13 protein-coding genes are annotated in these 23,964 nt (G+C 61.5%); 5 read left to right on the forward strand and 8 right to left on the reverse strand.

What is annotated here, in order from left to right; genetic code table 11:
- Positions 1-11 precede the first annotated feature (11 nt).
- From E4Z66_RS15120 to E4Z66_RS15130, 3 genes are all read right to left on the reverse strand, one after another.
- The gene (locus E4Z66_RS15120; RefSeq protein ID WP_136463888.1) at positions 12-3,122 is read right to left on the reverse strand and encodes an efflux RND transporter permease subunit; all 3,111 of its coding nucleotides are present in this window, start codon (positions 3,120-3,122) and stop codon (positions 12-14) included.
- Between the two features lies 1 nt (position 3,123).
- Positions 3,124-4,464 carry an efflux RND transporter periplasmic adaptor subunit gene (locus E4Z66_RS15125; RefSeq protein ID WP_168797814.1) on the reverse strand — a complete coding sequence of 447 codons (1,341 nt, stop codon included), beginning with the start codon at positions 4,462-4,464 and terminating at the stop codon, positions 3,124-3,126.
- A gap of 188 nt (positions 4,465-4,652) precedes the next feature.
- Positions 4,653-5,207 carry a hypothetical protein gene (locus E4Z66_RS15130; RefSeq protein WP_136463890.1) on the reverse strand — a complete coding sequence of 185 codons (555 nt, stop codon included), beginning with the start codon at positions 5,205-5,207 and terminating at the stop codon, positions 4,653-4,655.
- Positions 5,208-5,457: 250 nt separating this feature from the next.
- On the opposite strand from E4Z66_RS15130, the gene E4Z66_RS15135 reads away from it, so the two are divergent.
- Entirely contained in the window at positions 5,458-6,375 is a 918-nt protein-coding gene (locus tag E4Z66_RS15135) for a VPLPA-CTERM sorting domain-containing protein (protein WP_136463891.1), read from the forward strand.
- A gap of 295 nt (positions 6,376-6,670) precedes the next feature.
- Positions 6,671-7,342: a hypothetical protein gene (locus E4Z66_RS15140; RefSeq protein ID WP_136463892.1), complete on the forward strand. Its 672-nt coding sequence runs from the start codon at positions 6,671-6,673 to the stop codon at positions 7,340-7,342.
- A gap of 24 nt (positions 7,343-7,366) precedes the next feature.
- Here E4Z66_RS15140 and E4Z66_RS15145 read toward each other — a convergent pair whose 3' ends face one another.
- The 5 genes from E4Z66_RS15145 to E4Z66_RS15165 all read right to left on the reverse strand — a co-directional run bounded on the left by E4Z66_RS15145 (position 7,367) and on the right by E4Z66_RS15165 (position 15,249).
- Entirely contained in the window at positions 7,367-7,981 is a 615-nt protein-coding gene (locus E4Z66_RS15145) for a response regulator transcription factor (protein ID WP_136463893.1), read from the reverse strand.
- Between the two features lie 3 nt (positions 7,982-7,984).
- A complete protein-coding gene (locus tag E4Z66_RS15150) occupies positions 7,985-11,941 on the reverse strand; it encodes a PAS domain S-box protein (RefSeq protein WP_136463894.1) in 3,957 nt (1,318 codons plus the stop codon).
- The gene (locus E4Z66_RS15155) at positions 11,938-12,489 is read right to left on the reverse strand and encodes a heme NO-binding domain-containing protein (protein ID WP_136463895.1); all 552 of its coding nucleotides are present in this window, start codon (positions 12,487-12,489) and stop codon (positions 11,938-11,940) included. The genes E4Z66_RS15150 and E4Z66_RS15155 overlap by 4 nt, the downstream gene beginning before the upstream one ends.
- Before the next feature lie 3 nt (positions 12,490-12,492).
- On the reverse strand, positions 12,493-13,677 hold the full coding sequence (locus E4Z66_RS15160; protein WP_168797815.1) for an FIST signal transduction protein: 1,185 nt from the start codon (positions 13,675-13,677) through the stop codon (positions 12,493-12,495).
- A gap of 192 nt (positions 13,678-13,869) precedes the next feature.
- Entirely contained in the window at positions 13,870-15,249 is a 1,380-nt protein-coding gene (locus E4Z66_RS15165; protein WP_136463897.1) for an NAD-dependent succinate-semialdehyde dehydrogenase, read from the reverse strand.
- A 161-nt stretch (positions 15,250-15,410) separates the two neighbouring features.
- Between E4Z66_RS15165 and E4Z66_RS15170 the strand changes: the two genes are divergently transcribed.
- The 3 genes from E4Z66_RS15170 (at position 15,411) to E4Z66_RS15180 (ending at position 23,960) form a co-directional block, all read left to right on the forward strand.
- Positions 15,411-16,640 carry a putative DNA modification/repair radical SAM protein gene (locus tag E4Z66_RS15170; RefSeq protein WP_136463898.1) on the forward strand — a complete coding sequence of 410 codons (1,230 nt, stop codon included), beginning with the start codon at positions 15,411-15,413 and terminating at the stop codon, positions 16,638-16,640.
- On the forward strand, positions 16,640-18,061 hold the full coding sequence (locus E4Z66_RS15175) for a UdgX family uracil-DNA binding protein (RefSeq protein ID WP_136463899.1): 1,422 nt from the start codon (positions 16,640-16,642) through the stop codon (positions 18,059-18,061). The genes E4Z66_RS15170 and E4Z66_RS15175 overlap by 1 nt, the downstream gene beginning before the upstream one ends.
- 178 nt (positions 18,062-18,239) lie before the next feature.
- On the forward strand, positions 18,240-23,960 hold the full coding sequence (locus E4Z66_RS15180) for a calcium-binding protein (protein ID WP_136463900.1): 5,721 nt from the start codon (positions 18,240-18,242) through the stop codon (positions 23,958-23,960).
- The last annotated feature ends 4 nt before the right edge of the window (positions 23,961-23,964 follow it).

A 23,964-nucleotide genomic window follows, 5' to 3' on the forward strand; every position in this document is an offset into this window, starting at 1 on the left:
AGGGGCACCCCTCAGGCAGAGGCATCCGCGGTATCGCTCTGCTCAAACCGGGCGATCCATTTGCGCACGCTCACCACGTCGAAATAGATGGTCATAATTGCCGGCAGCACCAGCACCACAAGCACCATCGCGGCCAGCAGACCAAAGGCGACGGACACGACCAGCGGCACAAGGGTTTGCACCTGCGGACTGGTGGCAGAGATGATCGGCACCAGCCCGATGAACGTCGTGGAAGATGACAGGAAAATCGGTCGGAACCGGTCCTTCACGGCGTTGAGCGAGGCAGATTCGTAATCGTCGCCCTCCAGATGCGACTGGAAGAACGTCAGGAACAGAATCGCGTTGTTCACCACGATCCCGGCAAGCGAGGCGAACCCGATCAGGCTGGGCATCGACATACTCAGCCCCAGCGCCCAATGCCCGAGGATCGTCCCGATCAAAGCGAATGGGATCGACATCATGACCACGACCGGCAGGCTGTAGGACCGGAACTGGAACGCCAGAACCACGTAAACGCCGACAAGGCCAAGGCCCAGCGCCGTCATCATAGAGGCCTGGGATTCGTTCTGCTCTTCGGTGGCGCCGCCGATACCGATTTCGACACCGGGATAGGCGTCTTGCAGCGGCGGCGCGAGTTCCTCAAGCACCAAGGCAGAGATCGCGGTCGACGTGGTCGCAGTCCGGTCGATCCGGCCCTGCACACGGGCAATCGCCATGCCGTTCTTGCGCGTCACATTGGGATAGCTTGCCGCCGGAACCAGATCGGCCACCGCATCAAGGCTGGTCTGCCCACCATTGGTCAGGAAGATCGGGAACTGCTCCAGCTCCGTCATGTTGGCGACCGTGTCGGCCAGCTGCACGCGCACGGCACGCTCACTTGCGCCAAGGCTGAAGCTATCCGTCTCGGACCCTTCGAAGGCGTCGCGAAGCTGGGTGGCCAGCACCTGCGGCGTCAGTCCCATCGCATAGCCATTGGCATTCAGGCGGATCTGAAGCTCGTTCCGCCCGCCATAGAAATCCTGATAAACCTCGGTCACGTCGCCGCGTACGGCCAGCGCCGCCAGAAGATCGCTTGCCGCGGCTTCCAGTTCCGCCAGATCGCGGCTTTGCAATTCCACATCAAGATCCATGCCGCCCGGACCCGCCTCTGCCTGAGCGAGGCTGATCTGCACCACATCGGGCAGCGGGCCGGCAGCGACGCGCCACTTGTTCAGCACGGTATCGGCCTTGACGTTACGCGCGCTGCTTTCCAGCAGATCGACGGTGATCGTCGCAGTATGCGAGCCGTTATCCGTCACGTTGGTATTCACCGAGTATTGGACAAGGACACGTTCAACCAGTGGCACACCGCCTTTGGTGCTTGGGGTCAGCTCTGCATCGACCTGCGCCAGCCCGTCCAGCAATTGATCCACGGTCGCGACGGTCCGATCCCGGGAAATCCCAGAGGTCAGCGCGACGCGGGCCATGATCGTATCGCTTTCGGTTTGCGGGAAGCCGATGACCTTGACCTGTCCCGACGTGATCAGCCCGATCGACAGCAAGAATGCGGCAAGCACGGCGCCGAATGTCAGGTAGCGGAACCGCACAAGAACGGACGCCACCGGCAGCAGCCAGCGGTCCCGCACCCAGCCCAGCGCACGTTCGGCAGGCCGGGGCTTTTGCGGATCGGCGGGGGTGCCGCCGCCCTGGCTCAGGTGGTTGGGCAGGATCAGGAACCCTTCCACAAGTGACAGGGACAGCGTGATCAGCAGCACCATCGGAATGAATTTCAGCACCTGTCCCATCTGGCCAGAGATGAACATCAGCGGGCCAAAGACGCAGGCCGTGGTCAAAAAGGATGAAATCACCCCCGGCAGCACTTCCATCGTGCCGCGCGCCGCAGCTTCCAAAGGCGGGGCCTTGCGCCGCCATTTGTCGATATTCTCGGCGATGACGATGCTGTCATCCATGATCAGCCCCACGGCCATCAACAGGGCGATCAGCGTGATCATATTGATGGTGATGCCAAGAAGGCTCATCAGGAACAGCCCACCAAGGAAGGAAACCGGCAGCGCCGCCGAAATCCAAAGCGCCTCGCGCAGCGAAAAGAACAGCCACATGGTGACGAAGACCAACGCCAGACCCATTGCGATATTCTGCAGGATCAGGTTCAGGCGCTCTTCGATCAGTTCCGTCATGTTGTTGATGATCGTCAGCTTGAACGGCGCGGGATAGATGGCGTCTTCGGCCTCCAGCACCTCACTGACGCTTTCGAACACGCGGATACTGTCCTCATCCGCCGCCTTGGAGATCGAAATGATCGCCGTCTGCACCCCGTCGATATAGCTTTGTTCGGTATCGTCGGCGTCCTCCAGCGTGATGCGCGCCAGATCGGACAGCATCACTTGCGCCCCGTTCTCGTTTTCGATGATCACGAGGTCTTCGAGATCGGCCACGGTGCGGCTGGCACCGACATAGCGCAGGACGGTGCTGCCTTCGGTCAGATCGGCGCTGCCCAAGGGCTGACGCAACGACCGGGCTTCGATCGCGTCGATCACATCGCGGCTCGACAGGCCGTAACGCCTTAAGGCCTGCTGGTCGAAGCGCACTTGCAACTCACGTTCGGTGATGCCGGACACGGTCGCATCGGATACACCGGGCACCGCGCCCAGCTTGTCCGCCAACTCGTCGGCATAGGTGATCAGCCCCTCTTTGCCCGCAATGCCGGAAATCGCCACCATCGCCACCAGATCGGCGCGAGAATTGACTTCGACCGTGGGCGTTTCCGCGTCATCGGGGAAATCGACACCGGACACGGCCGAGAAGATGTCGTTGAAAAACTGGATGAGGTCGCCGCCCTCTGCCATTTCCGCCGTCGCGGCCGCACGCCCGTCGATGGAAATACATTCCAGATCGTCAAGCGATGTGGTCCCGGTCAGCGCGTCTTCGATCGGCGCGCAAATCTCTTCGTCCACATCCAGTGCGGACGCCCCGGGATAGGAGACCGAGATGCCGACACTATCGGCTGTGAAAGGCGGGAACGTCTCACGTTCGATATTCGAGATGACCGCGATGCCCAGAATACAGATCACGGCCATCATCAGGTTCGCGGCCACCGGGTGCCGGACGAAATAGCTGATCATCTCAGCGTTCCTCGTTTTCTGTCACGAGGGTCAGGGGCATTCCGGGCACCGGCGGGCGTGGGTCGGACAGAACAAGACGGTCGCCATCGCTCAGACCTTCGCGCACCAGCACATTCGCCCCCGTGACCGGCCCGGTCTTGATCGGCACGATGGCCAGCTTGTCTTCTGCATCGGCGGTAAAGACGAACACCTGCCCGTCATCGCCGTAGTGCAAGGCAGATCGCGGGATGGCGATGGTGTCGCCGGGCGCTTGGACATGCAGGCTCACGCTGACGAAAGAGCCGATATTCAGCGGCGGGCGACGTTCCTTGTTGTTCGCAGACAAGGGATCGCTCACGCGCACGGCCAGGCCGACGGTTCCTGTTTCCGTATCGATGGTGCCACGAAAGCGGACCAGTTCGGCATCCCAGACTGCGTCGAAATCGGCAAGTTCAAGATTGACGGTCGCGGTCACCCCGGCATCGGACAAATAGCCGACAATCCCCGTGGAATCGACGGTGGTCATATCGCGCAAGGTCTGCCCCACCGCGACCTGAGCGACCGATCCGAAGTCGGACGGCTGAAAGCTGGCGACGATCTCTGCCGTGTCGACCCCGTTGACGGCGACAAGGGTTTCCCCGACCGACACATATTGACCGACCTCGACCGGCGCGTTCGATATGCGCCCCCGGAACGGTGCCACGATCCGAGTGTTTTCCAGCCCGCGTTGCGCCTCGGCCAGTTCCGCCTGCCGCACTTCCAACGTCGCTTGGGCAGAGGCCAGTTGCGCGGGATAAAGCGCGAGCGAGTTCGATACCGTTGTCAGCGCATTTTCCTGCGCCAGCAGGGTCTTTTGCGCCGCATCGAGAGAGGACGCAGAGCTGCTGCCGCGCTCCACCAGCCCCTGAACCCGTTCATATTCCGCCTTTGCGACGGTCAGGATGCTTTGTTCCAGCTCCAGCAACCGCCGGGAGTTGTCTTCCTTGCCGCGCAGTTCGGCCAAGTCCGCTTCGGCGGCGGCGATATTCGCCTGGGATTTCTGGATCGCCAATTCGTAATCGGTGGCGTCGATGGTCATGATTTCGGTTCCGGCTTCGACTAAGGTGCCTTCGGACAAATCATCGATACTGTCTGTAATTCGCCCGGAAACCTGCGCCACAGAGGTCCAGTTTCGCACCGCCTCGACACGGCCATACCCGGTCGCGGTCACATCCAGCGGCCCCGCCGTCACCGTCATCACCCGCACTGCAAGCGCGCTGTCTTCCCGGCTTGCCAATTCGGGCGGATCGGCCCGGTTCATCAGGATAAAGCCTCCGATCCCAAGCACCAGCGGGGGGACGATCAACAGAGGTTTCAAATTCATGGGGCTTCCTTGTCGCGGCGGGCAATGGCAATCTTGTACGGACGGCATCGCATGTTCCGTCGCACAAAGTCTATCGCCCCCTGAAATCCCACGACACAAGCGCGTGACCGCGCCGTGCTATCTTACCCTTCAAGGGGTGCCGCACCGGAAAAATGTCATCGGCAGCGGCGCATTGGGGCGGGCGCGCCTTACGATTGGCGGCCCAATGCCACCTCAACCGAATTGTCATCTTTTTCGCACCCGAACTGGAAAACCGCCTTACCGCGCACGCTTTCCGTCAGGATGAGATAGCAGGGGCGACCATCGACAAGGAAGGTCTTGCGCTCGGCCAGAAGGAACTTCTCATCCCGGTCTGCGAAATGCACGCGGATTGACCCGCCTGTCAGTTGGTGGACCGCCAGCATCAGGTTCGGCTCGACCAGCCAAAAGCCCTTAGTCGTGGACGTGACTTCAACGGTCTTGCTGGCGACCCAGCCGGTTTCGACCTGCGTGCGCAGATCCGATACGCGGCGTTCCTGCATCTCAAGCTCTGTGGCGTAGCGCTTCAGCCGGGACAGGTATTGGCGTTCCATCTGATCCAGGCGGTTGGTCTGCTCTGCGACGATACTGGCCGGCGGCGTCGAGGTCCGATCGCTCAGAACCGTAAAGCTGAACACCGCCAAGACAAGCGATGCGACATAACAGGTGACCCCAAAGAAAGAGCCCATGATCGTGAAGACCGTTGTGTGTCTTTGGTTGCTCATAACTAAAACCTTCGTAACCGTTTGCACTGAATTGACGACATCGGGATAGCCGGGATCGTCCGGCCAATCACGCTTCACGAAGAATAGAATCCGCACGCGTTGGAGCGCGCACCTACCCCTCTGGATAGGGTGGGTAGGTCCATTGCGCGCAAACAGCGCGAAAGCGTCCTGATCCTACCGAGTTGCTCCCGTGCAGGACGGAAAATCCTTGGTTAATCAAACTGCATCACTGTTGCTAAGGAATAACGCCATGTTTTTACGAGTTACACGAAACACTCTCGCCGAATGCGCCGGAGTAGCCCCCTTGTCGATCGTCGCGCTTCTTGCCACGGCCTCGACCACACTCGCCGCCCCGTTGACCTTCGATACAATGGTCGGCACTGCCAACGGGTCGAGCGTTCTGGGCCCGGTCGCTGTCGCCGATACGCTTCTCTTTACAGATGTCGCGACTGAAAACGGCCGCACGATCGACGCGCGGGTGACAACCAGCATCAAGGGCGACACGGAATTCGGATCGACCTTCAATTCTTCCAGCGCAAACGGTTTTGGTGACGCAGGTTTCCTCGCCGATTACCACAACGCCGTTGGCGGGCCGGAAGCCGATCTTGGATTTCTGTATTACGGAAACGGGATCGACAGCGACGTGGACGGCATCTCCATCCTGTTCGAGTTCTTTGACGGCACAGGCACCATGTCGGGCTCGTTCACAGAGGCCTTTACCCTGTCCAGCGCCGAGATCGCGATCTACGACGTGGATGGCGAAGGCTATCAATCGGAATTCTTCTCGGCGAGCAAATCGGACGGCCTGTCGTCCTACGCGGTCGGCACATCGCCACAGGCCCTGGTGGCGTCCGATCTGGGCGATGACGTCCTGTTCACCGGACCGGGCACAAATTATTCCGAACTCGATGCGACAGGCGCGGCGCTGCTGACATTCGAGAACACGGATTCCTTCACACTCGATTTCGGATCGGTGCAGAACAGCGGGCCGGATCAGAACGCTGTTTTCTCTGCAATCGATGGCGATGTCAGCCTGTTCGACGCCGATGATTTCGGCGCCCCTATCGACGTTACGCCGGTTCCCCTCCCGGCTGCGGCTTGGACTCTAGCCTCTGCTCTCGGAGCGCTTTTCTCACTGAGGACGTTACCGCGCCGTCGACGGGGATAACGCTGCGAACCGACCTCGCGGCCAATATGCCGGGTCGGGAAAAGATAAGAAAACAAGCAGCGTAAGACTGGCAGGGAAATCTGGGCGATTTCCCTGCCTCTTTCTATTTCGCCGGTGTGAACCGCGAAATACGCCAATCCGCCCGCTTTCAACGATCCTATCCGAACGGATAAGTCATCCACCCAGTTTGGATATGTTCCTACGCATTATCGGCTGGGATGATACCTCTGCGCGCTAAGATTGCGCCTCGAAAAAGTCTAATTGGTAACCCGTGAGTTAATCAGGGAATGTCAGTATGTTTGAACCAATCAAGGACCAGCTCATCTTGAACTTACTTGAAACGGCGGAAACCGCGCTGGTCGTAGGGCGCGCAGACCCCCAGGATGACGTGGCCACAATCGACTGCATCCATGATCGACCACGTGGTATCAACGAAGCCGACCCTTTGGTCGCCGCGCATGTTTCCAGATTGCGTTCAAATCGCTTTGGGAAAAAGAAGATCCTGTCGCGGTTCGCACATGACGACACGTCTTCCGGCTTTGCGGAAAATACACCTGAAAGGGCTGATTTCGCGGGCAAAGGTCAGCCTTCCCGCAAAGCTGCCGTCATAGTCACTGCCGACCCTGAAAAGATGACCACCATCACGGACGCGCTTGAGGGGCTGAACATGCCCATCGTGTGTTTCGACAATAGCGCAGAGGCGATGTTCTTCATTCGGGAAAACGGGGCAAGCATCGTGTTCGTGGATGTAAGCAGCCTCGATCACGAAGCCCCCCGGCTGCTGACCACGATCTCCGAACTTTCCGGCGCAGATGGCGGCAGCTCGATCCCCGTGATCGTGTTGATGCCGCGGGTCATGCTGGAACTTTTCGTGGCGCTCCAGAATGACGACCTCAACGCCGCATTCGTAACGCCGCCAGTGTCACCGGCTGGCGTGTCCTCGCTCGTCTCGCTGTTGGTGACGTAGGGCCGGCTGCCCTTGGGGACGTGGTCAGAACAGGCCTGCCTCTTTTGCGATCAACGCGGCCTGCGTGCGGTTGCTGGCATCGATCTTGCGGTAGAGCGTTTTCATATGCAGCTTGACCGTCGGTTCCTGAATATCCAAAGCACGGGCGATTTCCTTGTTGGACATGCCCTCACACAGTTTTTCGAGCACCTGCAATTCCCGCCGCGTTAGCTTTTCGGCCAAGGGGTGCGTCGTTTCTTCTTCGGCTGCGGCGGTCATGAAATCGACCGGGGCGAATTGTTCACCCATCGCCATGAAGCGCACCGCATTGACCAGCGATTTCGCCGGAAGTGTCTTCGGCAGAAACCCGGCGGCCCCCATATCCAGAACCTCTTGTGCGACGGTACGCGGCGCGATGCCGGACATCACCGCCACCCGCGCGCCCTTGCCATCCGCCAAAGCACGCTTCACGCCCTCCAGCCCGTCCATACCGGGCATCCCGTAATCCAGCAGGATCAGGTCGAACGGATCGGATTGGGCGACAAGGTCCATCGCGCTTGGAAGGTCATTGGCTGGCGTCACCTCGATGTTTTCCTGTTGGAACCACAAATCAAGCGTGTCGCGTAGCAACTCGTGATCATCCGCAATCAAAACGCGCATCGGCTAGTCTTCCTTTGTCTGCGCCCGTAGTATGGCCTCTTCCGCCTTGTAAACAAGCCTGTCCTTGTCCACCGGCTTGCCCAACACGGCATCGAATATCCCCGCATCGCGGCGACCCGCGATTCCAGCAAGTGCGGTGACAAGGATCACGGGCAGTTCGGGCGCGATGGCACGCGCCTTTTGCGCCAGTTCGGTTCCGGTCATTTTCGGCATGTCGAAATCGGTGATCAGCAAATCCCAGCCCTGCGGATTGTCCTCCAGCGCTTCAAGCACGTCGGAGGGTTCCGAGGTTGGCGCGACCTCTGCCCCGGCGGCCTCAAGGAAAGCGGTGATGATCTGCAGCAGGTCTTCGTGATCGTCCAGCAGCAGGATGGAGCGCCCGTCAAGCCGCCCGGTCACGCCCTCTACGCGCGCGGGTTCCTCCGCCCCTTTGGGGTGCTCTGGCCAATAGATCGTGAAGGTCGTGCCCTTGCCCGGCGCGGTATCGAGCCGCAAGGCGCCACCTGCGGCCGACACGACCGACGAGACGATTGCCAGACCAAGACCGGAGCCGCCCGCGCCTTTCGTCGTCTCGTAGGGTTTGAACGCGCGCGCCGCCAGTTCCGGCGACATGCCAGGCCCGGTATCGGCCACGACGATCCGGGCAAAGCGCTGCCCCGGTTCTGGCGTGCCGATGGAAAACGGCCCTTCTGGCGTGGCATCTGTGACCGCATCCAGCGAGACCGCGATTTGGCCCGGCGCGCCTGCCAGTGCGTCGCGGGCGTTGATCGCAAGATTCAGCACCAGTTGCAGGATATCCGTGGGGTCGGCGGTAATATTCACCGGCGTATCGGGCAAGTTCAGCGTCAGCCGCGTGGGCGCGCGCAGGCCCGCGCGCACAAGATCGCATGCCTCTCGCAGCGGGGTGCGCAAATCCAGCGCCACCGGACTGGCCTCGTGCCGACCAAGGGAGAGCAGACGTTTGACAAGGCCCGCGGCTTGATCGGTCGCCGCCTGAATACGCTGCGCCCCGGTCGCGGTCAGGCTGCGCGGGTCGGCGGCATCCTTGATCAGCAAAGCGCCCCCGGAAATCGTCGCCAGAAGGTTGTTGAAATCATGCGCAAGCCCGGCGGCCATCTGGCCCACGACTTCGCGCCGTTGCGCCAGTTGCAATTCTTCGCGCAGGCGTTCGCGTTCTTCGGTTTCGCGCCGACGATCGCGCATATCGCGGGCGATGCACAGCAATCCACCATCGTCCTTGACGGTCAGCGACACATCCTGGTCCACCGGGCTGCCATCACGCGCCAGACCGGCGATTTCGCCCGTCCAGTTCCCGTCGCGTTGCAGCTTTGGCAGTGCATTGCTTTGCATCCAGGCCGCTTCTTCCGGCGCGTAAAGCATCGTCCAGGGTTTGCCGATGACCTGCGCCTCGGACTCATATCCGAAGAGTTCCAGATGCGCCTTGTTCATATACAGGAACCGGCCCTCATCATCGGTGATCGCAATGCCGTCCTGACTGGCCTCCATCGCGGCGGCGCGATCCGCCTCGGCCCGTTTTTCCGCCATCTTGAGCGCGGTAATATCCACCCGCAGCCCCACGCGCCCGCCATTGGGCGTGGCCTTTTCGAAGATGCGCAGCCAGCGGCCATCCGCCAGTTCCTGTTCGATCTCGCTATCGGATTCGCGGTGCCGTTTCAGCCTCTCGGCAAGCCACTCTTCTTCGCGGCCCAGCGCGTCCTGATACTGCCCCCGTTCAAGGCCGTAGCGCAGGATGTCCTCGAACCGCTCACCGGGACGGATGACCTCGGCCGACTGTTTGTACAGCTCTCGGTAGCGCTGGTTGCACAGAACCAGACGGTCCTCTGAATCGTACAGCACAAAGCCATCCTGAAGCGCCTCCACCGCGGCAACCAGCGTGGCACGGGTGCGCGCCGCGTCATCGGCGGCCACGCGCAGAGCGTCGGCTTGCTCGCGCTGTTCGGTCACATCGACCTCGACCGCCATGAAACCGCTGATCACGCCGTCCTCGTCGCGGACCGGCTGAATGTCGAGCGCGACCCAGTATTTCTCACCGTCGCGGGACTGGTTCAGGATGTCGGCCTGGACCGGCTTGCCCTGCGCAATCCCTTCGCGCAGCAGGGCGACAGTGGCCGGGTCGGTTTCATCGCATTGCAGGAAGTGGCCGGGATTGCGGCCCAGAACTTCGTCCAGTGGCCAGCCGGAGGTCTTGGTAAATGCCTCGTTCACCCATGTGATCCGGCAATCGGCATCGGTCATCACCACAAGGTTCGAGGTACGGCGCGCGATATCGGACAGCCGTTCGATCAGCGCGGTCTGCTCGCGGATTTCAGTGATGTCACGCAGCACGAACAGATAGCCACGCTCGCCCAAGGCCGAGGCTGACAGCTGCCAGACCCGTTCCCAATCCCCGACCAGCGCAAAAGGGAAGTTGCGCGGCTTGGGCACTTCTCCTGCGTCGATCTCGTTCAGCACCTCGCGCGCCTCGGCGGCAAGATCCGGCGGCAGAACGGATTCAAGAAGTTGTCCCTCGAACGCGCCGCTGATTTCTTCGGGCACGACAATCGCGCCGGAATGCCACATCACGAACCGGCCCTCGTGATCCAGTTCGACAACAAGGTCGGGCATTGCGGCCAGAACGGATTCCAGACGCTGCCGTTCAGAAGCGGTTTCCGCATGTGCCGCCAACAGCCGGGTTTCCGCATCGCGACGCGCCAGAAGCGAGGCAATGACCTTCGCGACAGAGCGCAGAAGATGCACTTCGCCCGGCAGAAAACTGCGCTGCGCGGACAGGTTTTCATAGGTGATCAGCCCGCTGAAATCACCATCGCGCAGCATCGGCACCGCCAGCAACGACACCGTTCCCAACACGCCAAGAATGTCCCGTTCGGGCGCGTCATTCGGCAGGTCATCGATATCGGTCACGATGACATCCTGCCCCGCGCTGAGCTGTTCCCGCCATTGCGGCACTGCATCGACGGGGATCTTGCGCGTCGCATCCGCCACGCTTTCGACGCCGGGTGCGCACCATTCATGGCTCATCCCCAGCGTCGTGCCATCAAAGCTGAGCCGCGAGACGCACACACGGTCCGTGCTGGTGAGTTCCCCCATCAGCGCCAGCGCCTTCATGATCGCGACATCAAGGGTTTGCAGCGGCGCGCTCAACAGCCCGTCAAGGATGCTGACCACGGCCCCCTGCATGTCGGTCAGCCGGGCGAAAGCGCGATGCACAGCCTCCAGCGGCGCATCTAGCCCGCTGGTCTTTTCGTCCACCGCGCGCCCTTCGATCAGGGACACGAGCAAGGCGTTGCGCCGCGCTTCACGCAGGGCTTTCAGCGATTGCGCCGCCACGCGCGCGACCCGGTCCAGCACCCGCAGATCGGCCGCAGAAAAGTGCCCGGCCTTGCGACTGGCCAGCAGAAGCCCGTCTTGCCCGGCCTCTGTGGTTTGCAAGGGAACCAGGATGATGGACGCGTATTGCCCGAAATGGCCGGGCAGATCGTCATTGGCCACGGCGCGCAGATTTCCCAAACGGCGTGGGCGGGACAGTATATCGGGCGCGACCGGCAATTGGAGGCCGGAATGTCCTTCGACCACCGATGTGGCGACACTGACCACACCATCGTCCGTTTGCAAAAAGCAGGCGTCATAGCCGGAAAACGCCGCGCGCAGGGTCAACAGAAGATCCTGCACAGCTTCGGCGGCTCCGGACTTGCCCGATAGCGCAGTCAGCGCCTGAGACAGAATGGATTGCTCGCGCAGCGCCCCGGCCTCGCGGGAACGGGCGGCCTCGGTCTCGGCCAGCGCCACGCGCAACGCCTCGCTTTCGCGCAGCAGCTTTTGGTTGATGTCGTAGAGTTCGCGCGCCTTGTCTTCGAGGATACTCTCGGCCTCGTTCCGGGCGCGCCGTTCGCGTTCGTACCTGGCGCGAGAAACACGATCAGGCGGCGCGCTTTGGGTCATTCGGCAGGCTCGGTCGATATCCTGAAGCGCGCCACTGTGTCCTCGGGCGTGACCGAATCCTTGCGTTCGATCTGCGCGGTTTCGTTGAACTTCACGGCGCAGGCTTCGATCAGCCCCTGACAAAAGGCCGCCAACGGACGGGGCGAACGATAGGTCATGTTCAGCGTCGATGGCCCCTCGCGTTCGGTTTCGAAGCTGGGAAGTTCGGCATCGGGATACAGTTTGCGCACTTCGACATGGATGTCGTCTTCGATCGCCTCAAGCATGTCGATGCTGGTATTGCGCGTGACAAAGAACTGCGGATAGTGACGCTCGAAGCCGTCCATGATCCAATGCCCGAACAGGCGCTGCAATTCTTCGGCTGGCAGCCCGCTATGCGCAGAGAAGCCGCCAACCAGCGTCAACAGTTCCTCGCATGGATAATTGCCGACGGAAGTATAGGCGCCGCCCGACGGCAAGTCCGCCGCTTCGATCACAGCATCGACAGCTTCCTCGCCGAAATTTTCCTCGGCCATTGCCATTAACTCGGTAAAAATGACGCCCTTCATTACTCACTCCGCAAACACTGTACAGGAAATCATCAGGTTCCCATGTTCCGACTCGCCACCGGGCGGGACACCCTGTTCGCCGAAGGTGAAGGCTCCGATCCACGGAGCGCCCTGAAGGGCTTCGCTCACTCCGGCGCAGACCTCATCCATCCGGTCGCGCACCGCCAGCATACACCCCCCGCAGTAAATCACCAGAGCGCCGGAAGCCGCGCCGCCGACATCCTGACGGGCCTGCGCAGCGATCCGGCCCGCGCGGGCGACCAGACTGGAGCCGGTGCCCTGCATCTGCCAAAGCGTGTCGCCCAGATGCACATCCGCGAACATGTCCATCGACCCATCTGGATTGACGGTCGAAGGATGGGCCAGCAGGTGAAACGGCACCCCCGCGACCTTGCGTGTTTCGCGGCCCAAAGGCCACAGCGTCGAAGCGGACAGGATCGAAATCGCCTCGTCATCCGCCAAGGGCACACGCCGACCGCACCAGCGGCGGTAGGTTTCGGCAGCGGGCTGGCCATCAATCTCGTAAACGCGGCGACCTTCCACACGGGTGACGACGCCACTTTGCGCCGTGGGCGTGTAGCCGCTTTGATAGACCGAGGCGACCGGGCTGGAGGGGAACAGCACGGAGACCACGACACCATTCGCGTGGCTTTGCGCCGGGCCGAATTGAGACCACTGACCACTGCTATCGTTATCGGCAGAGCTGCCACCGACGATCGGGGTATGCGCCCCGACGATGTCGCGCACGCCTGCCAGAACCTTTTCTTCCTGCCCCGGAGCGACGGTCAACCAGACAAGTTCAGGGATTTCACCGGGGCGACCGGCCACGGCCAAGGCTGCACGGGCGGCTTCGCGCGCGGCTTCGGTGGCGTCATCCACGATCTCTGCCGATGCGGAACCATAGTCGCCCTCAGCGTCCCAGATCGCCATCGCACCCATGCCGGTCCCGTCCGCGATATCGACGCCGGCATTCGTCATAAGACCCAGGCAGGACGTCCCGCCATGGACCTGCGCAGGCCCGAAATCCGTTGTTACTGCGCGGCGCAAATCCTCTGCCCCAAAGCTGGTTCCGTACACCACGACGACGAAATCCGGCGCACCCAGTTCGGGAATGGACAGGCTGGCGGCAAGCTCACGGCTCGCCGCCGCGCAATTTGTTGCGCGCGACTGCGCTGTATCAATCTTCATATTCCACTCCGAGACCCCGCGACCAGCGTAACGCATGACCGGTCGATAACCAGCGCGCAGGCGGAGGGGGCACCTACCCGAAAGGATAGGTCCGTGACGCCCATCTACACGCATGACGCGAAAAGGCCGCGCCAAACCCGAAGATCGGGGCCAGCGCGGCCAAATTTCCACCGGAACTCCGGTGGTTAACCGTTATGCACCCGGCAGGAAGATCGCCTTGGCATTGACGAATTCATGCATGCCGAAGCCACCATGTTCGCGCCCGTAACCGGAGTTTTTCACCCCACCGAACGGCATGTTGGGATGGGCCGCACCGAAGCTGTTGATGCGCACCATGCCGGTGTCAAAATGCTTGCGCGCAAGCTCGGTCGCTTTTTCCACATCCTGCGAGAAGATGCCGCCACCCAGCCCGTACCGACTGTCATTGGCGATGCGCATTGCGTCCTCATCATCCTTGGCGCGGATCACCGCTGCGACGGGCCCGAAGATTTCATCGTCATAGGCGGGCATCCCCGGTGTCACGTTGCCCAGAACGGTTGCGGGATAGTAAGCGCCCTCGCGGTCCAGCGGCTCGCCGCCACACAGGATTTCAGCACCCTTCTTGACGCTTTCCTTCACCTGGCCGTCGACGGTTTCCAACTGGTCCTGACTGCTCAGGGGGCCAAGCTGCGTCGCTTCGTCCGTCGGGTCACCCATCTTGATCGCCTTCATCGCGTCGACATAGGCAGACACGAACGCATCGTAGTTCTTTTCCGTCACAATAAAGCGTTTGGCGTTCACGCAGGTCTGACCATTGTTATAAAGCCTCCCCTGGACGGAGTATTTCACAGCGGTTTCGATATCCGCATCTTCCAGTACAAGATACGCATCGTTGGACCCCAGTTCGAGAACGGTCTTCTTCAGCGCCTCGCTTGCCTTCGCGCCGATATGACGCCCCGCCGCATCGGACCCGGTCATGGTCACGCCGCGCACAAGGTCGTGGTCGATGATCTTGTCGGACACGTCATGGCCGACGACAAGAACCTGAAAGAGATCTTCGGGCAGGCCTGCCTCGATGCAGATTTCGCGCAGACGCAGGGCGCTGCCGGTGCAGATCGACGCGTGCTTCAGAACGCAGCCATTGCCCGCCATCAGGGCCGCGGCCAGAACGCGCACGGGTTGGTAAAAAGGAAAATTCCACGGCTGGATCGAATAGATCACGCCAATTGGCTGGTAGGTCACGATGCCCGAGTTGCCGTCGCCCAGATCGCGGTCTTCATCGGCGAGGATCGTTGGCCCGGTCTGCGCCGAATACTCGAAGATCGCGGCACAGATTTCGACCTCATCCTTCGCGGCAGACAGCAGCTTGCCCATCTCGCGGGTCATCAGCGCCGCCAAATCATCGGCGTTGTCGCGCAGAGTCTTGGCAATCGCTTTCAGGTAAGGCGCGCGTTCGTCATGGGTCTTTTCGCGCCAATCAAGGAAGGCTGCATGGCTGGCTTCGATTTTCTCGAATGCTTCGGCTTCGCTCATCTTCTCATACGATGCCAGCTTTTCGGACGTCGCGGGGTTGAACGTTTCGATCTTGGACATTGGGGGTTCCTCTCATCCTTTCCCACACAACGCCGCGAAAGGAAGCTGGTTCCGCCCCGATGCTGGAAAGGCGGTCACGAAACCGTGTGCCTGGGGCATTGCCCGGAACACGCAGACGCCTCACAGGTTGCGTTTCATACAATTTGTTCTATTTTTGTTCCATGCCAAAAACACTGACGGAAAAACTCGCGATTCTCGCCGATGCGGCCAAGTATGATGCTTCCTGCGCCTCCTCCGGGACAAGCCGACGGGATTCGACCAAGGACGGGATCGGAAGCGCAGGCGGCAGCGGCATTTGCCATGCCTATACCCCCGATGGGCGCTGCATCAGCCTGTTGAAAATCCTGATGACGAATTTCTGCATTTTCGACTGCGCCTATTGCATCAACCGCGTCAGCAGCGGCGTGGAGCGCGCACGGTTTTCACCCGAAGAGGTTGTGTCGCTGACCCTCGAATTCTATCGGCGCAATTACATCGAAGGGTTGTTCCTGAGTTCCGGCATCATCCGCAGCCCGGACGACACAATGGCCGATATGGTGCGGATCGCGCGGATGCTGCGGCAGGATCACGGCTTCAAAGGCTATATTCACCTCAAGACCATTCCCGAGGCGAGCCAAGAGCTGATCGGCGAGGCCGGGCTATATGCAGACAGGCTGTCGGTGAATATCGAATTGCCGCGCGACGACAGCACCCGTCAGCTTGCCCCGCAGAAAAAGCCGGAAACCATCCGCGCGGCGATGGCCTCTGTCCGTTTGAAGCGTCAGGAAAGCCGGGAGCGGAGCCATACCGGCAAGCGCCCCGCGCGGTTTGCCCCGGCGGGACAATCGACCCAGATGATCGTGGGGGCGGATGCGGCCAATGACCGTGACATCCTGTCGACGGCGTCGCGGCTTTATTCCGGTTACAAGCTCAAGCGGGTCTATTATTCGGCCTTCTCGCCGATCCCGGATTCCTCTGCGGCGCTGCCGCTGATCAAGCCGCCCCTGATCCGCGAGCATCGGCTTTATCAGGCGGACTGGCTGCTGCGCTTCTACGGCTTTGACGTGGACGAGATCACCAGCCCCCGTCCAACCGGCGATCTGGATCTTGAGATCGACCCGAAGCTGGCATGGGCCCTTGCCAACCGCGCGCATTTCCCGGTGGATGTGAACCGCGCAGGCCGGGACATGCTGTTGCGGGTGCCGGGTTTCGGGACGCGAACGGTCAAGCGTATTCTCACCGCGCGGCGGTCCGGCGCGCTGCGCTATGGCGATTTGATCCGGATCGGGGCGCGGATGAACACGGCCAAACCCTTTGTCACCCTGCCCGATTGGTCGCCCGGCGCATTGACGGACACGGATGATCTGCGCGCGCGGTTCACCCCTGCCCCGCAGCAACTCAGCCTGTTCTGATGTACCGCGTGACCCTGCCCGATCTGGGGGCCTTCGACGTATGGCGGGACAGCGCGCGCACGCTCGCCAGCCATGGCGTCCGGCCCGAGGATGTCCTGTGGCAGCGCGGTGAAAGTGCCGATCTGTTCGACGCGGCCCCGCCGCCATCCGGGCCAGGCGCGGCGCAGGTCACCGCCACCAAGGACTTCCTGTCGCTCGCCAAATCCGTGCTGTGTCATTCGGCGTCGGAAGCGCCGGGTCTGCTTTATCACGCGCTTTATCGGCATCAGGACGACCCCGGCGCGCTTGGCAATCCTGCCGACCCGCTGACCCGCAAGTTGGCGCGGCTGCAAAAGGCGGTGTCGCGCGACGTGCATAAAATGCACGCCTTCGTCCGTTTCCGCGAAGTGCCGTCATCTGGCAATCGCCGTGCCTTCGGGGCGTGGTTTGAACCCGATCACCTGATACTGGAAAAGGCGACGCCGTTTTTCGCAAAGCGCTTTGGCGACATGGATTGGACCATCGCAACGCCGCAAGCTGTGGCCCGGTTTGAGGACGGCGCGCTGACGTTTCATCCGCCAGCCCCGCGCCCGGACCTGCCCGAAGATGCGTCAGAGGCCCTGTGGAGCACGTATTTCGCCAATATCTTCAACCCGGCACGCATTCACTTGCAAGCGATGCGGTCAGAAATGCCACTGAAATACTGGAAGAACCTGCCGGAAACGCGGTTGATCCCAGAGATGCTGGAGAACGCCGAAGCGCGCGTTGCCGCCATGCGCGCGGCGCTGCCAACAACGGCCCCGGCGCGGGCCGAACGCATTCTGGAACGGTTGCAACCCGGCCCGGTTGCCGATTTGCCAGCCTCGCTCGGCGAGGCGCAGGTGGCTGCGGCGCACTGCCGGCGCTGCGGATTGTGCGAGGCCGCGACACAAACCGTCTGGGGCGATGGCGACCCGGACGCGGGGATCATGATCGTCGGCGAACAGCCCGGCGATCAAGAAGACCTGGCCGGGCGCCCCTTTGTCGGTCCGGCGGGCCAAGTGCTGAAAGAGGCGATGGCGCAGGCCGAACTTGGTCCGGTGTGGCTGACCAACGCGGTCAAGCATTTCAAGTTTCGCACCACTGGCAAACGCCGCATTCACCAAGCGCCAAATCGCGGCGAGATCGACCATTGCCGCTGGTGGCTTGATCTGGAACGCCGGTTCATCAAGCCGCGCCTGACGCTCGCTCTTGGGGCGACGGCAGCTTACGCGCTGACGGGGGATGCGTCCCCTCTGCGGGCCCGGCGCGGCATGGTCGAAACCGCGCGGGATGGCGGACCGGTTCTGGTGACGTGGCATCCCAGCTTCACCCTGCGCCAATCGGGACAAGCTGCGGTGCAGGCGCGGGCAGAACTGGTGGAAGACCTCACCAAGCTGCGTGCGATGCAGGCGCAAACCTAAGCGGCCCGGGCGGCAAAAGCGTTCGCTCCATACCCCCCAGTTTGGACGACGGGCTTGCGCCATTGGGCTTTCGCCGCGTAGGCTTGACCGCAATACGTTTGGTATTTCGCTTTTTTCCGTTTCTTTTTTCTTCCGGGTCTTTGCCTTTTTTTCCGGCTCGTCAGGTCATGGATTTATTATGTCTACGCAACTTTCTCCGTACAAAACCCACGTGGATGACACCCTTGGGAATCTCGAAACCCTGCAAACCGCCACCAAATCGCTGGACCGCTTTCTGACCGTCGCAAAGCTGGTGGTTGGCAAGCTCAAAGACGCGGATGAGACGGCGGACAAGGTCGATGAGGGGATCAACACGACGCAGGCGGTGCTGACGGTTCTGGGCTTCGTGTCGCCGCTGAAGACGCCGGTGAACGTGCTGAAAAAGGTGTTCAAGGATGTGGAGAAGCCGGTCGAGAAGATCGACGAGAAGTTTGACGAACTCTCCAGCAAGGACGATACCTCCACCCCCGGCCAAGACGACGACAACGCCTTTCTGGAAAAGCTGGAAACCAATATCGGCAACGCGCAGCTTGTTCTGGGCGGGTTGCGCGATACGCTGAATCTGCGGGTTCGCCAGCTTGAGATCGCCTCTGAGGCGTCGGGCAACTATCAGACCGCGCTTGCCGTCGCCCTGCGAAGCGGCGAGGGATGGAGCGGGAATTACGACAATCTGAGCAACGAGATCGACGCGCAGCTTGCCACCCGCAATGCGCTGTCTGCCGGGTTGCAGTCCTTCTACGCCGGCATCGAAGCGGACATGAAGGATTTGAACGCCGTCATGACCGCGATCGACTTCGACAAGATCTATGATGGCATCGTCGACATGACCGCCATCGACAAGATCATGGCATTTCTTGAAAAGCCGTTGGATATCGCGGCGGCGCTGATCGAACCGATCCAGCCCCTGCTGAATGCGGTGGATTTCTTTGTCAGCCTGATCATCGACCCGATCATTGACTTCGTGACCGAGACTTTGGGCATCGACGCGCTTATGGACAAGGTGTCCGATCAGATCACCGCCCTGCTGCCGGCGGTTGATTTCCTCGACAAGCTGGTGACGAAGGCGCAGGAACTTCAGGACCTCATCTTCGAATATACCGTCAATGCGCTTGGCGCGATCCCGTTCATGGATCAGGTCGAAGGCGCCTTGTTTGGCGGGGTGGTGGGCGAAGCGGATATGGGGCCGACCGGCTGGGGCAACGATGTGCCCAACCTGCTGGAAGGCGATGCCGGTGACGATATTCTGGACGGGCTGGGCGGACGGGATGTGATCCTTGCGGGTGCCGGGAATGACGTGATCATCGCTGGCGGTGGCTCCGACTATATCGATGGGGGCGCGGGCGACGACCTGTTCTATTTCGATGCCAGCTTCTTTGAATATGAGCTGAGCCGCGATGACGATACCGGACGGTTCACGATCAGCCATATCCTGCCCTCGGACCCTGACACCAATACCGGCGTGGATGTTCTGGCACCGCTGGACAGCGCCGATTACGTCGTGTTCACCGATTTCTCCTTCAGCGGAGAGCAGTTGAACACCGCGCTGACGGGAGGATCGACGCTGAATGGAGATGGCGAGGACAACCTGATGTTCCTCGATTCCACCGGCACCCCGGTTGGCGGCTATCACATTGCCAATGGGCTGGGCGGAGACGACCAGATTTTCGGATCGACCCAGAATGACCGGCTGGATGGCGGCAGCGGCAATGACACATTGGTCGGCGGCCTTGGCGATGACCTGCTTTATGGGGGGACGGGCGACGATACGCTGTATTCCGATCCGGGCGACGACACGCTGAATGGCGGCAGCGGCAATGACACGCTGATCTCTGGTGACGGGAACGACATATTCAACGGCGGCGGCGGGTATGACACGTTTCTTGCCCTAGAAGGGGTCAATCGCGAATTCCGCATCAACTTGCTGGATGGGCTCGCCTTCGGTCAGGGGCAAGACACGCTCACCTCGATCGAGAATATCGTTCTTTCCATTGACCGCGAACATCAGGTGACCGGAAACAACAACTACAACGCGATCTTTACCGGTGACGAGATCGACATGGTAAGCGCGCTTGGCGGCGACGATCTGATCGACGCAGGGGGCGAGGATGACTTCCTGATTGCCGGTCAGGGTGCCGATACGGTTCTGGCCGGTGACGGGCGTGACACGATGGTGTCGGGCAGCGTCGCCATTGCCGGCGTCAGCGATACCTATTCCGGCGGGGACGGTTTCGATCTGGTAACCTATACCAGCACCGCCAACACCATCCTGTTCGATTTCAACGATTTCGACGACCCGACATCGAATGCCGAGTTTAAGACGGGGTTCATGGCAGATCTTCCCGACAGCGAGGCCGTCGAAATCCGCGGCGATACCGGGGAAATCCGGCGGCTCGATTCCGGGGGCACCCATATCGCGACAGACTACACCACCGGGGTCGAGGCGTTCATGGGCTCTGACAAGGCCGATGTGATCTATGGCGGCGCGGTGGCCGAATGGCTGCATGGCGCGGATGGCGACGACACGATCTTTACCGGCGGCACCGAGTATTCGAATGGCGGGAATGGCGACGACACGATCAACGCACAATTCGTCGAAGGCGGATCGTCGGCCCTGCAACTTTACGGGGGCAGTGGCTTTGACGTGCTGAACCTTGATCAGGTGGGCGATGCGCGCTGGTACTACAAGGTCGAAAGCGCCATCGCGCTGACCCTGCGGGCCTTCGAGACCACGGTCGAAGGCGTCGATCTGCGCAACACCGGCAATGCGTTCTTTTCCATCAAGCCCTATGAGTTCGAGCAAATCTCGCTTGGGAATTTCGACGACCACGCGATCTATGCGCCCGGCGGCAGCTCCACTGCGTTTTTCTACCTCAAGGACGGCGATGACCGTTTCGATGGAGAGAATGGCCATGCCGAAGTCTTCGCAGGCGATGGCGACGATACCGGCAATTTCTATCAGGGCGGCGGCGGCGTGTTCCACGGCGAAGGCGGCAATGACTGGGCGCGCTTCAACGACACCTCCGCAGAAAATGCGGCCTATATGGGGGCGGGGCAGGACTATCTGCTGCTGGACCGTTTTAACGGGATGGCGACCGGCGGTGACGGCTTTGACACCATCGCCTTCGATATCGGCTATGACTCGCGGATCGTGGTCGACCTAGAAGCAGGCACGGCGCGGTCCTTCCTTGGCGCAGGCGCGCCATCCTTTGCAACGGACCGCTTGGACATGACCCTGTCCGGCTTTGAAAACGTGATCGCCACGGATTTCAACGACAGTCTGGACGGCACCGGCGCGGACGAACAGTTCGTCGCCCGTGGCGGCAATGATACCGTGAACAGTGCCGGGGGCCGCGACAAGATCTATGGCGGCGACGGCAATGACAGCTTGAATGGCGGCGATGACGACGATCTTCTTCATGGCGGGGCGGGCAACGACACGTTGAACGGCGGCGCGGGCAATGACACAGCCTCTTATGCCTGGGCGCGGCCCGGCGCGCTTGATGGCACGTTGCTGGCCAGCGGTTTCGGCGGCGTCACGGTATCGCTGAACGGAACAACCCCCGGATCGGCGAGCGGGACATTCGGATCTGACACGCTGATCTCTATCGAGAACATCTTCGGTTCGGGCGGCGACGACACGCTTAACGGCGATGGCGGCGACAACACCCTGTCGGGAGAGGACGGCAACGATCAGCTGTTCGGCAATGGTGGCGATGACATCCTGATAACCGGAGACGGGGTCGATCTGGCCTCTGGCGGGGCGGGCAATGACACGGTGGTCGTGGGGCTGGGCACCAAGACCTTAAGCGGCGGGTCCGGCACGGATACTCTGGATTTCGGCACAGTCTCCGGCACGGTCAATATCGATTTCACCACGCAGACCTATGACGCCACCTTTATCGATCAGGTTCCCGTCTGGTTGCTGCTTGATACCGATGGTGACGGGATCGCGGATAGCGATGGCAGCGAAGCGCGCTTGTTCGGTGGGGTGTTCATGACCCCGGAGGACGTGCTGGAGGCCAATCCCTTCCACGCCAATTCCGCCGATGATGCCACGCGCGCGCTGCCGGATGAAGATGATCCGGAATTCCCGCTGTTTTCCCTCCGCTTTGCGGATGTTGAAGTTGGCGCGGCGGGCACTTTTTCCGGGTTCGAAAACATCGTCGGAGGCAGTTCCGGCGCTGTGCTGAAGCTGACTGCAGGTGTCGACCGGTTCGATGGGCGCAATTCGCTGCGCGACATTATCGACCTGTCCGCCAGCGCCGCGGCGATTTCCTATAACTTCCAGACGGGCGTCAATAACGTGGCGCTGCTGTCGGGCGATGCGATTACCGGCATCGAAGGCATCTATGGCGGCGTGATGGGCGACCAGATCACGGGCGACAATGCCGCGAACCTGCTGGCGGGCGGTGCGGGCGATGACGTGCTGCGCGGCTCTGGCGGGGCCGATGACATGACGGGTGACGCGGGGGATGACTTCCTCTCTGGCGGCTTTGACGATGATACGGTTCGGGGCGGCGAGGGCGGCGACCGCGTCTATGGAGATGCGGGCAACGATGCGCTGTATGGCGATGATGGCGACGATGCTCTGCATGGCGGTACGGGCGACGATGTGATCGATGGCGGCGATGGGGTGGATACGGCCTCTTACCGCTATGCCAGCGCGGGCGTGTCGGCGGATCTGCGCAAGACCACACAGACGGATGTGGGCGGCGGCGAGGGTATGGACCTGTTCATCTCTATCGAGAACCTCGAAGGTTCCGCGTTCGAGGACACGCTGAACGGCGACCATGCCGCCAATACCCTTTGGGGCGGCGATATGCGCGACGTGCTGTGGGGGCAGGAAGGCGATGACGCGCTCTTTGGCGGCAATGGCAACGATTCCGTTCGCGGCGGTCAGGGCAATGACGCGCTTTATGGCGAAGCGGGCAATGACTACATGACCGGTAATCGCGGCGATGACATGCTGGAAGGCGGCAGCGGCGACGATACGCTGGACGGAAATCTTGGCTTCGACACCGCGTCTTATGCCGAGGCCGCGGCGGGCGTTTTTGCCGATCTGCGCTGGTCAGGCCGCGATGTTGGCGGCGGACAGGGCCGCGACGCGTTTATCAGCATCGAGAACCTGCTTGGCACGGCGTTTGACGACCGGCTCAGCGGGGATACGGCGACCAATACGCTTGATGGCGGTGATGGCGACGACCTGCTCAAAAGCTTCGGCGGCGACGATACGCTGCTGGGCGGCGATGGCGATGACCGGCTGATCGGCGGCGATGGTGACGAATTGCTAAAGGGCGGCAACGGGAACGATGTTCTTTTTGCGCTGGCCGGCAATGACACGCTGCAAGGGCAAGCAGGATCGGACAGCCTGTATGGCGGGCGCGATGCGGACCTGATGCTAGGCGGGACCGGCAATGACGTGCTGCGTGGCAATCGCGGCGATGACGAGATGCTGGGCGGCAACAACAATGACGACCTGCGCGGCGGCGGCAATAATGACTGGCTCGATGGCGGCAGCGGTGACGATTACCTGTCGGGCGACAATGGCGCGGATACCATCATCGGCGGCGCCGGCAATGACGTGATGCGCGGCGGCAGCTCCGGCAGTGCGGGCGATGGCAGCGCCGATACGTTTGTCTTCGCGCCCGGCGATGGGCTGGACGTGATCCGCGACTTCGAAGATGGCCGCGACGTGATCGACCTGAGCGCCTATGGCTTCGCGAGTTTCGCCGCCGACGTCGCGCCCTTGGCCGTGGATACCACGACCGGTATGCGGATCGATCTGGGCCCCGGCGACGTGGTTTACATCGACATTCTGAAAACGGCCGATTTCGACGCCGGGGATGTGCTGCTGAGCTAAGGCA

The sequence above is a fragment of the Aliishimia ponticola genome (assembly GCF_004803475.1).
In the GTDB taxonomy this organism is placed as follows: Bacteria; Pseudomonadota; Alphaproteobacteria; order Rhodobacterales; family Rhodobacteraceae; genus Aliishimia; species Aliishimia ponticola.